Genomic DNA, 13310 nt, shown 5'->3' with positions numbered 1-13310 from the left:
GAGTCGCGCGAGGCCTCAGGCCAGCCCCATCACCCGCTTGTGCTCGTCGATCTCCGCGAGCAGCCATTTGCGAAACAGCCTGATGCTTGCCGTGCTTCGGCTGCCCGACCTCTGTTGTAGGCAATAGCTTTGCGCGATTGCGTGACGCCCTCTGAACGGCGCCACCAATCGGCCGCTGGCCAGCAGGTCCTGCGCCATGATGTTGTCGATCAGCGCCACGCCGCCGCCGTTGACGGCCTCGCGCACCGCCAGCGCCGGGTCGTGGAAAATCGGGCCGGATCTGGCGTCGAGCCCGGTCAGCCCTTCCTTCTCGAACCATTCCTCCCACCAGGCGGTGGTGTTTTCGTGCAGCAGCCGGCACCTTGCCAGATCGGCCGGTCTTTTCGGCGCCTGCGGCCCCTCCAGAAGCGACGGCGCGCAGACAGGAAACACCGCCAGCGCAACGAGCTGCACCAGTGACGGATCGGTGTCGGCCGTGAACAGCACGCGCAGGTCCGCGCTCGGATTGCCGCCCCGGTTTTCATCGTCATGGATCGCCACATCGAGCTCGCAGTCGGGATGCTCGGCGCGGAATTGCGGCAGGCGATCGGCGAGCCACAGGTTCATGAAGGTGGCGTTGATCGACAGCGAGGCGCGTCTGGCGGCTTCCGGCCGGCCATGGCTATCCATTTCCTCCGTGGCATTTTCGATCGACCTGAAAGCGGTGGAAAGCCTGCGGGCATAGTGGGTGGCTTTCGGCGTCAGTGTCACCTGCCGGATGCCGCGCTCGAATAGGTCGGTGCCCAGCGCCTGTTCCAGCGAGCGGATGTGCCGGCTTACGGCCGAGGGCGTCAGCCGCAACTCATCGGCGGCGCTCTTGAAGCTGCGCAGCCGCGCCGCCGCTTCGAAAGCCCGGATCGCGTTGAGGGACGGAAGCTTCATGGGGCGGATGACATGGCAACAGATGAGTTTTTGTCAAGTATGGATCGATAAAACGCCGTTTGTCGATGGTGGCCGCGTCGGGCAGTCTTGCCGCCATCCCGACCCGCAAAGAGGTGTTTGCCATGCGCCGTCTTGCCTTGCTTGCCGCTTCGATGCTTGGCCTTTCGGCGCTATGCGGCGGTGCGTCCGCCGCCGAGGACAAGACGGTCAACATCTACTTCTGGTACGACTATGTGCCGGCCGAGACCATCGCCGAGTTCGAGAAACAAACCGGCATCAAGATCGTCTACGACACGTTCGATTCTGTCGACATGCTGACGACCAAGGCGCTGACCGGAGGCTCCGGCTACGACCTGATCATGCCGGGCGCCTCGCTCGTCGGACAGTACGCCAAGGCGGGCGCCATCCAGAAGCTCGGCAAGGCCGCCATTCCCAATGCCGCCGGCCTGAACCCGGATATCATGGCCTTCCTGGCCAGGCAGGATCCTGGCAATGCCTATTCGATCCCCTATGCCTACGGCACCACTGGCATCATGTACAATCCGGCCACGATCGCGCAACGCATGAAGGATGCGCCGGTCGACAGCCTCGACATGATCTTCAAGCCGGAGGTCGCCGCCAGATTCAAGGACTGCGGCATCGCCATGGTCGATTCACCCGAGGGCGTGATGTCGGTGGCGCTCAACTATCTCGGCTTCGATCCGTTCTCGACCAACGAGGCCGAATTGCGCAAGGCCGGCGCCTTGCTTGCCGCCATCAAACCCTACATCAGGCATTTCAAGTCGGGCTCGATCATGACCGAACTGGCGTCGGGCGATCTTTGCCTGGCGCTCGGCTGGAGCGGCGATGCGATCGGCGCCAACGCCAGGGCGGCCGACTCCAGGAACGGCATCGAAGTGCGCTATGCCGTGCCGAGGGAAGGCACCGAAATCTTCTTTGACGTCATGACCATTCCTGTCGATGCGCCGCATCCGGAGAATGCCCATGCGCTGATCAATTTCCTGCTGTCGCCCCAGGTCAGCGCGCGTTTTACCAATGCCACGCTTTATCCCAATGCCGTCCAGGCCGCGACGCCGCTGGTCGACAAGGCCGTGAGCGACAACCCCAACATCTATTTCTCCAAGGACATACTGAAGCGGCTCTTCGCCGCCCAGCCGCGCGATCCGAAGTCGCTGCGCACAGTCACTCGTCTATGGACGAGTTTCGTTACCGGAACCGATTGAACCCTCTTCCGCGACCAGCCCTCCAGAACGGACATCAGCAAATGTTGCAATCCCCGCCACGCGCCCGCGAAACCGACAATGCCGTCTTCGGCAAGAACATCCACGGCGGCTCGCATGAGCCGGTTTACAGCGGCGTCCTGTCCTTCATGCGCCGCAGGCTGAGCCGCGATCTCACCGGCGTCGATGCCGCGATATGGGGCATCCCCTTCGACGCGGCGGTCTCCAATCGTCCGGGCGCCCGCTTCGGGCCGCAAGGCGTGCGGCGCGCTTCCGCCATTCTCGAGGGCGACCCGCAATATCCGTTCCAGGTCGACCCGTTCGAGAAGCTGGCGGTGATCGACTATGGCGATTGCGGGCTCGATTTCGGCCGGCATGACGATACGCCACGGCAAATCGAGGCGCAGGCGAGCGAAGTGGTGGATGCCGGCGTCACGCTGCTCTCCATCGGCGGCGATCACTATGTGACATGGCCCTTGCTGCGTGCGCATGCCAGGAAATACGGCCCGATGGCGCTTGTCCAGTTCGACGCCCATCAGGACACCTGGTTCGACGAGGAGCAGCGCATCGACCACGGCTCCTTCGTCGCCCGCGCCGTGCGCGAAGGCATCATCAGGCCGGACCGCTCGATCCAGGTCGGCATCAGGACCCATGCGCCGGAAACCTGCGGACTTGAGATTCTTTACGGAGAAGATGTCGCCGAGCTTGGCGTCGCCGGCACTGTCGAGCGCATCAAGGCTCGCGTCGGCGATGCCAAGGCCTACCTGACTTTCGATATCGATTGCCTCGATCCGGCTTACGCTCCCGGCACCGGCACGCCGGTCGCGGGTGGCCTCTCTTCGCGTGAGGCCCTGATGATCCTGCGCCGGATCGGTTCGCTCGACATTGTCGGCGCTGACGTCGTCGAGGTGGCGCCTGCCTATGATCACGCCGATATCACTTCGATCGCGGGCGCGACGGTGCTGCAGCACTATCTTGGCCTTTTGGCGGAGCGGAAAGGCTGAAGGGCCTCTCTGCCGGATTCAACCCGCCGCAGCGCCTCGCGCCGCCTCGACGACCTCTTCGACCTGATCGGCTCGCAGCAGGTCGATCGGAATGCGGCCGTCAAGCTGAATGGCGGGGCGCGTCAGCCAGAGCCAGGCAAGCCTTGGATTGCCGATCTGGGCCTGCACTTCGGAGAGACCAGCCACCGGCCTGCCGTCGACGAACTGCGCCAGCGGGAAGACGTGCTTGCGGCCGCCCTTGCGCAAGGCGACGACGTCGTTTCGCCTTTGCCAGCGATGCAGCGTCGAGCGCGCGATGTGGAGGTTTTCCTCCAGATAGGTGGAGCCGGCGACGCGGCCGGCCCAATCCTCGATCAGCATCGATTCGAGATCGTCGGATTGCGGCAGCGGGGGCGGGGTTTCGGCGTTGGCAATCGGCACCGAAGGCAGGCTGTCGGCGCCGGCGACGCCGGCCTCGCTGCGGCGCGCGGCTTCCGCCGCCAGCGCGCGCACGAATTTCGCGGCGAGGCCGGGAAGATCGGCATGGATGGCGTCGATGGCGCGCTGGTGTTTGGGAGACAGCAAGGTGACTGCCGACGCTATGGAGCCGGCTATCTTGCCGACGGAAACCATTGTGGGCTTGTTGATGGCCTCGTCATAGTGGGCAAGCGCGCGTTCGACTTTTTCCGCCACCATCTCGGCGAAATCGTCCTGCGTGATGCCGGTCGTCTCAATCTGAAATTTGGTCATGCATCTGTCTCTGGACCGCGCGCTCTCCTCCCTCAGCGGCGGCCATTTGTTGAACGGCTACGACTGAAAGCGGAAAGCGCAACGGAAACAGATGCAGCAACCAGACAGGCAGCTGTCCTGCATTCTTCCACACCCCGATAAGCGCCCCGAAATGTCAGTCACGGAGCGCTCTCATTTTCGTGTAGGAGCGATATGTGACAACCGCGCGACGGTAAAGTCGCCGATCTCCCCCCTTGTGGGGGAGATGCCCGGCAGGGCAGAGGGGGGCGCGAAGGATCGCTACCGTCGCGATGTTTGTGCTGACCGACGCGGCCCGCCCGGCGCCGGCGAAAGCATACTGTCCATTGGCATGGAAGACTTGGAGACGCCGGCGGGACAGCGCCCCCCTCTGGCCTGCCGGCCATCTCCCCCACATGGGGGGAGATCGGCAGATTTTCCCCCTACAGCAAGCCGGCCAGTTCCGCCTCCTTGCGCAGATTCTGCCTTGGTCTTGGGCCGATCTGCTGGATGACAAGTCCGGCCGCCAGTGAGCCGAGGTCGCCGCAGGTCTGCAGGTCGCGGCCCTGCGTGTAGCCGTGCAGGAAGCCGGCGGCATAGAGATCGCCGGCGCCGGTCGTGTCGACCAGTTCCTTGATCGCGGTCGCCTTGATGACCACGGTCTCGTCGCCGCGCACGATGACCGAGCCTTTTTCCGACCGCGTCACCGCGGCTATCCTGCAGTCCTTGCGAATCTGCGCCAGCGCTTCTTCGAACGAGGACGTCTGGTACAGCGACTTGATCTCGTGGCTGTTGGCAAAGACGATGTCGACGGTGCCCGAGCGCATCAGGTCGAGGAACTCGTCGCGGTAGCGGTCGACGCAGAACGAATCCGACAGCGTCATCGACACTTCGCGGCCGGCCGCGTGCGCCAGCCTCGCCGTCTGCCGGATCGCCTCCTTGGCGCGCGGCGGATCCCACAGATAGCCCTCGAAATAGGTGACCTTGGCGCCCGACGCCTTGTCGGCCTCGACATCTTCCGGCCCAAGCTCGACGCAGGCGCCGAGATAGGTGTTCATCGAACGCTCGCCGTCGGGAGTGACGAAGATCATCGAGCGCGCCGTCGGCGGTTCGCCCTGGAGCGGCCTGGTGTCGAAGGCGACACCCTGCGCATGAATGTCGTGCGCGTAGATTTCGCCCAGCGCATCGTTGGAAACCTTGCCGAAGAAGGCGGCGCGTCCGCCGAAGGAGGCCACGCCCGCCGCCGTGTTGCCGGCGCTGCCGCCAGAGGCTTCGATCGCCGGCCCCATGCGGCTGTAGAGCAGTTCGGCGCGCTGGGCGTCGATGAGGTTCATCGCGCCCTTGATGATGCCGTTGGTTTGGAGAAAGTCCTCTTCGCACTGGGCGATGATGTCGACAATGGCATTGCCGATACAAAGCACGTCATAATCCGGCATCAATGTCTCCACCAAAAAACCTAGAGCAATTCCAGGAAAAGTGCTTAGCGGTTTCCCCACAGGAATTGCGTACAAAGAGAGAGCCGGCTTCTTGCCACGCCGGCCGGGCGCGGGTCTAGCGATTCGCGACGGCTTTGCCTAGAGCGCGGCCCGCAGTTTGGCCGATGGCGCCAAAACCAGGCGCTACGACAATTCGACCGTGGCCGAAACATTTCATCGCGCGCTTGCCTAGAACAGGCCCTTCAAACCGGCCCGAAGGCAACCAGTCGATGACGGCAAGAAGCGACACCACCACGGACCTGGCCCTGCTCGGCCTGCTGGCTGTGCTGTGGGGCGCCTCCTATACCTTCATCAAGATCGGTGTCGAAACCATTCCGCCGGTCACCTTCATTGCGGCGCGCACCCTGATCGCAGGCGGTCTTCTTCTCGCCGTCCTCCGCTGGCGCGGGCTCGCTATGCCGCGCGATGCGGCCACATGGCGCCGCTTCGCTTTCCAGGCCTGCCTCAACAGCGTCGTGCCGTTCACGCTGATCGCGGCTGCCGAACGGTCGGTCGACGCCGGCCTCGCCACCATTCTCAACTCGACCTCGCCGATCTTCACCTTCCTGCTCACCGCGCTCATCACCCGCCATGAGCCGGTGACGACGCGCAAGCTCGTCGGCGTCGGCGCCGGCATTATCGGCATCTGCCTGATCATCGGCACCGAGGCGCTGGGCGGCCTCGGCCATGAGCTCTGGGCCCAGCTCGCCATTGTCGTCGCAACGGTATCCTATGCCGGCGCCGCGATCTTCGGCCGTGGGTTCAAGGGTCTCGACCCGATGCTGCCGGCGGCCGGGTCCATGCTGTGCGGCGCCGTCATCCTGGTGCCCCTGAGCCTCGTGATCGACCAGCCCTGGACGCTCACGCCATCGATGGCGTCGATCCTCGCCTTGCTCGGCCTGTCGGTGTTTTCGACCGCGCTCGCCTTTGTCATCTATTTCCGCCTCATCCACACGCTGGGTTCGGTCGGCACGACATCGCAGGCCTATCTGCGCGTGCCGATCGGCGTCGGCATCGGCGCGGTGTTCCTCGGCGAAAGCCTAGGCCCAACGGCATGGCTGGGCATGGCCTTCGTCGTCGCCGGCGTTGCGGCTATGACCATTCCGGTCCGCAAGCCTGTCCTCGCGCGGTAGGCGCCTGCGGCGCTTGTGCTGGCGGCCCGCGCTGCCTATCTCGGGTTTGCCCGCCAATTCGGCCGACCTGACCCGGGGTGACACACAGTGATATTAGATGCCGCCCGCACTGCGGCCCTCGAGCTGCTTACGCCGCCCTTCCGTGCCGTGTTCATCAAGACGCTCGGCCTGACGCTCCTGGCGCTCGTCGCCTTGTGGCTGGGCCTCACCAGCCTCGTCGAATGGCTGGCGCTGCCGTGGCTGCAGGCGTTGCTGCCGGGCATTCCCGCTTGGGCCGGCTGGCTCGGCGGCATCGTGGCGGCCATCGCGCTCGCCTTCGGCATGGCCCTGCTCGTCGCGCCAGTCACCGCCGTGATCGCCGGCCTGTTCCTCGACGACGTCGCCGAGGTGGTCGAGCGCACCGACTATCCCCGTGACCCGGTCGGGCGCGCCCTGCCGGCGCTGCGCTCGCTGGTGCTGGCCATAAGATTTTTCGGCGTCGTCATCCTGGGCAATATCGTGGCGCTCCTGCTTCTGCTGGTTCCAGGCATCAACATCGCCGCCTTCTTCGTCGTCAACGGCTACCTGCTCGGGCGCGAATTCTTCGAATTCGCCGCCATGCGCTTTCGCCCGGAGGAAGAGGCCAAGGCCTTGCGCCGGCAACATGCGGGAACGGTGTTCCTCGCCGGGCTGGTCATTGCCGCCTTTCTCGCCGTGCCGCTGCTCAACCTTCTGACGCCGCTTTTCGCCGCCGCCATGATGGTGCATCTGCACAAGGCCGTTTCGGCGCGCGCGGTTGTCCGGTCAGCGTAGAAGAAAGCCGCGTCCAAGCTCGTCATCGGCCTCGACGGTGAATTCCGCGCGACCGGAATAATAGGCGCGGCCGCCGACGCGCGCGATGACGGCCTCGTGCGGGCCGGCCTTCGCCGTCCGCGCCACCGCGCCGGAAAAGCGCGATCCGGCGATGCTCTCGAAAGTCCGCGTCTGGCCGATCGCGATCTGGCCCTTGGCAAACATCGCCGCCAGCCGCGCGGTGACGCCGGAGCCGGTCGGCGAACGGTCGACCTCCGCCTCGGCGAAAACGCAGACATTCTTGGTCAGGTCTCCCGAGAACGCATCGCGGCCGTCGGTCAGAATGGTGCCGTAGAGGAAGGCGAGGTCATCGTGATCGGGATGCGACAGCGGGAATTCGGTCTTCAGCCGGTTCGTCAGCGCGGTTGCGGCATCGACGAAATCGCGCACGCGGTCGCGGCCGAATTCCAGCCCGAACTGATGGCAGTCGGCCAGCGCGTAGAAGGCGCCGCCATAGGCGACGTCGAAACCGATGGCGCCGTAGCCCTCCAGTTCAATGTGCTGGTCAGCGGAAAACAGGAAGGCCGGCACGCTTTCGAACGATACGGCGCCCGCCTTGCCGTCCCTGACCTCCACGGAGGCGACGACAAGCCCGCACGGCGCCTCGATGTTGACTGTGGTGATCGGCTCCTGCTTGGCCACCAGTCCTTCATCGATGGCGTAGCGGCCGAGCGCGATGATGGCGTGGCCGCACATGGTGGAATAGCCCTCATTGTGCATGAACAGCACCGCCAGATCGGCACCGGGCAGGTCCGGCTCGACCAGCAGCGCGCCATACATGTCGTAATGGCCGCGAGGCTCGAAGATCAGCAACTTGCGCAGATGATCGAGATGGTCGCGCACATAGGCGCGCTTCTCCAGGATGGTCCCCTTCGGGATGGCCGGATAGCCTGATGTGACGATCCTGAGCGGTTCGCCGCCCGTATGCATGTCGACGACGGTCAGCGTCATTTGCCGTAGAGCGCCTGCAGTTTGCCGAACGGCATGGCGGCGCGGGTGAAGCCGAACGTGCCATCCTGCTGGATCTCGCGCGCTGCGGTTTCCAGCATGCCATAGGCGAAATTGGTCAGCCATGGGCCGAGCGAAATGCGCTTCACGCCGGCCATGGAGAGGTCCGCTATGGTGAAGCCGGGTCGCGCCATGACATTGACCGGCTTGCCGACCGCCGAACAGAGCGTGCGCACCATCTCGACATCGCCGATGCCCGGCGCATAGAGCACGTCGGCGCCGGCCTTCTCGAAGGCCTGCAGCCGCTTGATTGTGTCGTCGAGGTCGGACCTGCCCCACAGGAAATTCTCGGCCCGGGCCGTGAAGATGAAATCGCGTTTCAGCGCCCGCGCCGCTTCTGCCGCCGCCGCCACGCGTTCGACCGCATGCGAGAAATCATAGATCGGCTTGTCCGGATCGCCGGTGTGGTCCTCGATCGAGCAGCCGGCAAGCCCGGCCGCTTCGGCCGCGAAGATCGTTTCGGCGGCCTGCTCGGCGCTGTCGCCCTTGCCTTTTTCGAGATCGGCCGAGACCGGCAGTTCGGTTGCCGCCGTCACATCGCGGCAGTGATGGATCATCTGCTCGAAGCTCACCGCGCCGTCCGGCAGGCCACGCGAAAAGGCAAAGCCGGCGCTGGTCGTTGCCAGCGCCTTGAACCCGAAGGAGGCCAGCAGCTTGGTCGTGCCCGGATCCCAGGGATTGGGCATGACGAAGGTCGAGGCATGCAGGTCGCGAAAAATCTTGCCCTTGTCCATGAGTGCTCCCCATCATGAATTTTGGGCGGATGCTACAGCGCTGTTCCCGGCCGGGCAAACGAATGCGGTTGGCTCAGAACCGTTTGGCGTTTTCTGCTGACAATTTCTCGAAGGCGTCGGAATCCGCGACATATCGCGCCGCCGTCTTGTCCCAGTGGTATGTCACGGAGATGTCGCTTGTGGCCGCTTGTGGCGGTTCTTCGCCGCAATCCTCTCCGGTCGGTACGGTCGTGTCGGTTATATCGGCCTTGATAGCCCTGTATGGCTGGCCGTCTTCGAGGGACTGGAAGGCCAGGTTCTGCGAGCGTTTGTAGGAGCAGACATTCTCGTCGAACGTGTCGATTATGTCGATCAGCTCGAAACGGTCATTGCGCACCAGAACGACCGGGGTAGACATATAACCCTGGCTCGAATTGAAATGGGTGCTCGAGATCATCAGAGCGTCATTGTCGGCGCCGAGCGACAATTTGCCGGGCTGGCGGAAGAAGGTGAAGCGGTCCGTCGCCACATTGACGGCATCGAGCAGCCTCGGCTTGCCCGTGAGATCGTAAAGCGCCAGCACGGCGTAGCCCTCCGCGCTGTCGGGTGATTGGCCGAGGTCGAACAGCATGGCCAGCCGGTCCTTGCCGCCGGCCTTCATGGCGAACACGGCGACGCTGAAGATGCTCGATGATTCCGGGGGCGAACTGTCACTTTCGGGACCGGCAATGTGCCGCATCTCGATGGGTGAGGAACCGACATGGTAGTCGTCCTTCGCCGTGAGATCCGGAATGACCATCCTGACGAGATCGGCATAGGTGGTGTCGGCGTGGCCGGCGATCGCTGCCTTGAGTTCAACGGTGGCAGCGTCCTGGGCGACAGCCTGGCTCCAGGGCAATGGCAGCAGCAGGCAGATGAAGACGAGACGATACCAAAATCCTGACATGCCGATTGTCGCCCCCGACCGCAAGCAGTGACTAGCGTAATTCCAGGAAAAGTGCGTAGCGGTTTTCCGTCCGGAATTGCGTAAAAACAACAACTTAGAGCGGGTCAGCGATTCTATCAAACGCTGAACCGCTCTAGGCTAGCACAGCCTCCGGAGCCGCGCAGCCCATCCGTCGGATAGGCGACGTCAGTGGATCGGCACCAGCCCCGCAAGTTCGCGCATGTCGTCGAACAGGACGCCGCCGGCCTGGATCAGGCCATCGCGGTCGGAGTACGGGTCGCCATGGTAGGAAAACACCCGCATGCCGGCGGCAATGCCGGCCTGTGTGCCGGCGACGCTGTCCTCGATGACGATGCAGTCGGCGGGTGCAAAGCCCATTGTCGTGGCCGCGTGGAGGAACAGGTCCGGGAACGGCTTGCCGCGCGACACCATGGTGGCGCTGAACAGTGCATGTTCGAACAGCGGCAACAGGCCGGTCTGGCCGAGCGTGATGTGCATCTTCGACACCCTCGCCGAGGTGGCGACGCAATAGGCGATGCCGGCCGCGCGCACCGCCTCGATGAACTCCCTGACATAGGGGATTGCCTCGACGCCATGCGAGAACAGGTCCGGCAGGCCGGCATTCCAGCGATCGACGAAATCGGCGCCGAGCCTGACCTCGGTCTGCCCCTCGATCTCCTTCTGCACCGAGACCATGCTGCGGCCGGAGAAATGCTTGCGGCAATATTCGAAGGTCGTGGGATAGCCGGCAGCGCTCAGCCATTCGGCGAGGCGCCGGTTGGCGAGATTTTCGGTGTCGACGAGAATCCCGTCGCAGTCGAAGATGACAAGCTTGGGTATCTTGTTCACGCTGTGCCGGTCGATCCGAATCCGCCCGCCCCGCGCGCCGTACCGCCGGCCAGCGAACGCTCTTCCACCGTTGCTTGCGTCACGGAAGCGAATACGATCTGGGCGATGCGCATGCCGCGCGTCACGGCGAAATCCTCGTCGCCGAGATTGACCAGCAGCACCTTCACCTCGCCGCGATAGTCGCTGTCGACCGTGCCCGGTGAATTGAGCACGGTCAGGCCATGCTTGAAGGCGAGGCCGGAGCGTGGCCGCACCTGGCCTTCCATGCCCTCGGGAATTTCCAGGATCAGACCGGTCGGCACCAGAGCGCGCTTCCCCGGCAGGATCAGCAGCGGACGGTCGTCGGGCACCGCCGCGCGCAAATCCATGCCGGCGGCGCCGGCGCTTTCATAGGCGGGGAGCGGAAGGCCTTCAGCATGCGGCAACCTGACGAAGCCGACAGTCGGACCGATGACGGAGGGAGTTTGGAGAGCTGCGCGCATAAAAGTGATCCTATCGGCGCGATTGCCGATTCGGTCAATTCGCCTGCAGACGTATCAACGGCTTTCTTTAGGGCACCACTATGGCCAGTCTGCCGGATCGCGCCGTTAACGCACTTCCATCGGAACCACCGTCGTCTCCTTGATCTCCTCCATGACGAAGGAGGCCGAGACGTCCGACAGCGCCACCCTGGCGATCAGCCGCTGGTAGAGCCGGTCATAGGCCTTCACGTCGGCGACGCGGGCGCGCAGGACATAGTCGAGATCGCCCGACATACGGTAGACGCCGATGATTTCGGGAAAGCCGGTCACCGCGGCGCGGAACTTCCGCAGCCAGTCCGGATCATGGTTGGATGTGCGGATCAGGATGAACACTGACAGGCCAAGGCCGAGCTTCTCGGCATCGACCAGCGCCACCCGTCCGGTAATGACGCCTTCCTCTTCCAGCCGCTTGACGCGCCGCCAGCAGGCATTGCGCGACAAAGCCACCCGCTCCGACAGCTGGTCGACCGACAAGGTGCCGTCGCGTTGCAATTCTCCCAGCAATTTTCGGTCGATTTCGTCGATTTCGAAAGCCATATTGGGATGCTTGTCCCACCAGTATGTCAAATACAAGGACATTTTGAGACCGATGAACCGGCGAGGCATGCCAGGATACTCATATCGGAACTCAAGCGCGGAAGGGGACCTTCATGTCGGTCGCTCGGATTTTCACATCGCACCCGGCCAAGGTCGGCGAGACCTATTTCGGCCATATGGCCTTCGCCGCCTGGTTCTCCTCGCGCCTCATGATGGCGGCGGGCGCCGCGCTCGTTCACGCTTTCTTGCCATTTCTCTTCGAGACTACAGCCAGCCGAATCGTCCGTGAGCTTTACGAGCGGACGCACAACAGAGGCTCGCACGCCGCCAAGGAGCCAGTGGCTCTGATGGATCGTGCCTAGAGGACGATAGAAGCCATGTGCCGGTGGGCGGCCTATCTCGGTGAAGCGGTCTTTCTGGAAGACATCCTCACGGCACCCTGTCACTCGCTGATCGCCCAAAGCCATTGCGCGCAGGAAGCGAAGTCGCCGACCAATGGCGATGGCTTCGGCCTCGCCTGGTATGGCGACCGCCCCGAGCCCGGCCTCTACCGCGACATCCTGCCGGCCTGGTCGGATCCCAATCTGAAAAGCCTGTGCCGGCAGATCAAATCCGGCCTGTTCCTCGCCCATGTCAGGGCTTCGACCGGCGGCGCCACCAGCCGCATGAACTGCCACCCCTTCATCTCCGGCCGCTGGTCGTTCATGCACAATGGCCAGATCGGCGGCTTCGAGAAAATCCGCCGCGCGCTGGAGAACTCGCTGTCCGATCCAGTCTTCGACCAGCGCGAAGGCACCACGGATTCCGAACTCTTCTTTCTTCTTATGATCGACGAGGGGTTGGCCGCTGATCCGCAAGGTGCCGTGTCGCGCGCCACCAGCCGCGTGCTCGAGGCCTCGCGCCGCGCCGGCCTCGAACCGGCGCTCAAACTCACCGCCGCTTTCTCCGACGGCCAGGCGCTGTACGCGGTGCGCTATGCCACCGATGCCCACGCGCCGACGCTCTACACGTCCGCCCTGCGCAAGGGCGGCGGCCGCTGCATCGTTTCCGAGCCATTCGACCGCGAGGGCGGCGATTGGCAGGCGGTACCGCCGTCGAGCTTTGTCACCATGACCCGGGATGGCGTCGCCATCCGGCCGTTTGCTCCGGCGGCAGCCAAGCTGGCGCTGGTGGGGTAGTTCTAGTCAACCGGCTACGTCGCGTCACTTCGCGCCCCCTGTCCTGCCGGACATCTCCCCCGTGAGGGGGAGATTGGCAGTTTCGGCGCCCGCACAGTCCTGCAACGTTGGAGATTGGCGAAAGCCGTGGCGACATCCAATCTCCCCCCTTGTGGGGGAGATGTCCGGCAGGACAGAGGGGGCGCCGTAGAGCGCTGGCCTGGATCAATATCGGCGGCGCAATTTCGATCAAGCGCTATTCAATGCCG

Annotated in this window: 15 protein-coding genes; 6 read left to right on the top strand and 9 right to left on the bottom strand. The window is 64.1% G+C overall.

Features of this window, described 5'->3' with window-relative positions:
* Positions 1-15: 15 nt before the first annotated feature.
* A complete protein-coding gene (locus J0I79_RS09810) occupies positions 16-921 on the bottom strand; it encodes a LysR substrate-binding domain-containing protein (protein WP_292856934.1) in 906 nt (301 codons plus the stop codon).
* Between the two features lie 122 nt (positions 922-1043).
* Here J0I79_RS09810 and J0I79_RS09805 point away from each other — a divergent pair, with 122 nt between their 5' ends.
* Both J0I79_RS09805 and speB read left to right on the top strand, forming a co-directional pair.
* Entirely contained in the window at positions 1044-2144 is a 1101-nt protein-coding gene (locus J0I79_RS09805) for an extracellular solute-binding protein (RefSeq protein ID WP_292856931.1), read from the top strand.
* A 41-nt stretch (positions 2145-2185) separates the two neighbouring features.
* Positions 2186-3145, top strand: coding sequence for an agmatinase (speB, locus tag J0I79_RS09800; RefSeq protein WP_292856929.1), 960 nt, complete (start codon positions 2186-2188; stop codon positions 3143-3145).
* Between the two features lie 18 nt (positions 3146-3163).
* Here speB and J0I79_RS09795 read toward each other — a convergent pair whose 3' ends face one another.
* The gene (locus J0I79_RS09795) at positions 3164-3874 is read right to left on the bottom strand and encodes an MbcA/ParS/Xre antitoxin family protein (protein WP_292856927.1); all 711 of its coding nucleotides are present in this window, start codon (positions 3872-3874) and stop codon (positions 3164-3166) included.
* Positions 3875-4314: 440 nt separating this feature from the next.
* The gene (locus tag J0I79_RS09790) at positions 4315-5307 is read right to left on the bottom strand and encodes an adenosine kinase (protein ID WP_292856925.1); all 993 of its coding nucleotides are present in this window, start codon (positions 5305-5307) and stop codon (positions 4315-4317) included.
* A 269-nt stretch (positions 5308-5576) separates the two neighbouring features.
* On the opposite strand from J0I79_RS09790, the gene J0I79_RS09785 reads away from it, so the two are divergent.
* Positions 5577-6479 (top strand): EamA family transporter, encoded by a 903-nt coding sequence (locus J0I79_RS09785; RefSeq protein WP_292856922.1) that lies wholly within the window; start codon positions 5577-5579, stop codon positions 6477-6479.
* Positions 6480-6566: 87 nt separating this feature from the next.
* Positions 6567-7271, top strand: coding sequence for a sulfate transporter family protein (locus J0I79_RS09780; protein ID WP_292856920.1), 705 nt, complete (start codon positions 6567-6569; stop codon positions 7269-7271).
* Here J0I79_RS09780 and J0I79_RS09775 read toward each other — a convergent pair.
* The 6 genes from J0I79_RS09775 to J0I79_RS09750 form a co-directional block, all read right to left on the bottom strand.
* Positions 7263-8261, bottom strand: coding sequence for a proline racemase family protein (locus tag J0I79_RS09775; RefSeq protein WP_292856918.1), 999 nt, complete (start codon positions 8259-8261; stop codon positions 7263-7265). The genes J0I79_RS09780 and J0I79_RS09775 overlap by 9 nt on opposite strands.
* The gene (locus J0I79_RS09770; protein WP_292856916.1) at positions 8258-9052 is read right to left on the bottom strand and encodes an oxaloacetate decarboxylase; all 795 of its coding nucleotides are present in this window, start codon (positions 9050-9052) and stop codon (positions 8258-8260) included. Before J0I79_RS09770 ends, J0I79_RS09775 begins: the two co-directional genes overlap by 4 nt.
* Before the next feature lie 73 nt (positions 9053-9125).
* Complete coding sequence (locus J0I79_RS09765) at positions 9126-9977, bottom strand: hypothetical protein (RefSeq protein WP_292856914.1); 852 nt, start codon at positions 9975-9977, stop codon at positions 9126-9128.
* 186 nt (positions 9978-10163) lie between these two features.
* Positions 10164-10826 carry an HAD family phosphatase gene (locus J0I79_RS09760; protein ID WP_292856912.1) on the bottom strand — a complete coding sequence of 221 codons (663 nt, stop codon included), beginning with the start codon at positions 10824-10826 and terminating at the stop codon, positions 10164-10166.
* Positions 10823-11308, bottom strand: a complete 486-nt coding sequence (gene dut / locus J0I79_RS09755) for a dUTP diphosphatase (RefSeq protein WP_292856910.1) — start codon at positions 11306-11308, stop codon at positions 10823-10825. The genes J0I79_RS09760 and dut overlap by 4 nt, the downstream gene beginning before the upstream one ends.
* Positions 11309-11413: 105 nt before the next feature.
* Positions 11414-11884: an Lrp/AsnC family transcriptional regulator gene (locus J0I79_RS09750; protein ID WP_292856908.1), complete on the bottom strand. Its 471-nt coding sequence runs from the start codon at positions 11882-11884 to the stop codon at positions 11414-11416.
* Between the two features lie 113 nt (positions 11885-11997).
* On the opposite strand from J0I79_RS09750, the gene J0I79_RS09745 reads away from it, so the two are divergent.
* Together J0I79_RS09745 and J0I79_RS09740 are read left to right on the top strand one after the other, a co-directional pair.
* A complete protein-coding gene (locus J0I79_RS09745) occupies positions 11998-12246 on the top strand; it encodes a DUF6356 family protein (protein ID WP_292856906.1) in 249 nt (82 codons plus the stop codon).
* 15 nt (positions 12247-12261) lie between these two features.
* Entirely contained in the window at positions 12262-13062 is an 801-nt protein-coding gene (locus J0I79_RS09740) for a class II glutamine amidotransferase (protein ID WP_292856904.1), read from the top strand.
* Positions 13063-13310 lie beyond the last annotated feature (248 nt).

It is taken from the genome of Mesorhizobium sp. (assembly GCF_017306585.1).
In the GTDB taxonomy this organism is placed as follows: Bacteria; Pseudomonadota; Alphaproteobacteria; order Rhizobiales; family Rhizobiaceae; genus Mesorhizobium.
Note: the sequence above shows the minus strand (reverse complement) of the source record. Positions and strands in the feature narration are given on the sequence as shown.